We start from the raw sequence: 819 nt of genomic DNA on the forward strand, positions 1-819 counted from the left end.
CTAGGGCCTGTTAGGCCTTGATATAGTCTGCTGTAGCAGCGATGAGGATGACAGAGAGGAAGGATGCCGCGGTTTTCTCATATCGGGTCGCGACAGCCCGCCACTCCTTGAGCCTTGCCCACAGGTTTTCGACCAGGTGTCGGTGTCTGTAAGCCCATCTGGGACAGGCGACTTCCGGATCATTCTTCCTTGGCGGGATGACCGGACGAGATCCCCGGTCCCAGAGATATTCACGGAATTTGTGCGAGGTATATCCGCGATCACAGACGACATAGGTCGGTGGGCGGGGCAGGTCGTCGAGTAGGACATAAGCGGATGGCAGTTCATGTGCCTGTCCGGGCGACAGTGTAAAGGACAATGCCCGGCCATGTCCATCCGCCGCTACGCAGACCCTGGTGCCAAAGCCTCCACGTGAGCGGCCAAGCGCCTCACGATCCCTGAGGCATCCTCTGTATCCCCCTTTTTGGCGGCCCCGGCCGCCTTGTGATGAGCACGGATCGTCGTGCCATCGAGAAAGACCATACCTAATTCCGGGTCCGCGCCTCTTACCTTTTCAAAAGAGACGCTGCCACACCCCAAGCTTCGACCAGCGAATGAACAATTGTGCGGCAATCCACCAGGGGCCAAACTCAGGCGGAAGGGCGCGCCATTTCGCGCCATTCTGATGGCGCCAGAAAATCGCGGAGATCGTTCGTCGAAGGTTCTTCGGTGGGGTCTTCCCCTTCGGACGGACTTCTTCGATCAAAGGCTCCCAGACGGACCATGCGGCATCAGAAAAGACAGACTGCATCATGCTCATTATAAACAGCTATGCAGTCC

1 pseudogene is annotated in these 819 nt (G+C 57.8%); it reads right to left on the reverse strand.

The features are described 5' to 3' along the window. Positions 1 to 10: 10 nt before the first annotated feature. A pseudogene (locus GXY01S_RS17815) lies at positions 11 to 790 on the reverse strand (IS5 family transposase). Positions 791 to 819: the final 29 nt, after the last annotated feature.

It is taken from the genome of Komagataeibacter xylinus NBRC 15237 (assembly GCF_001571345.1).
In the GTDB taxonomy this organism is placed as follows: domain Bacteria; phylum Pseudomonadota; class Alphaproteobacteria; order Acetobacterales; family Acetobacteraceae; genus Komagataeibacter; species Komagataeibacter xylinus.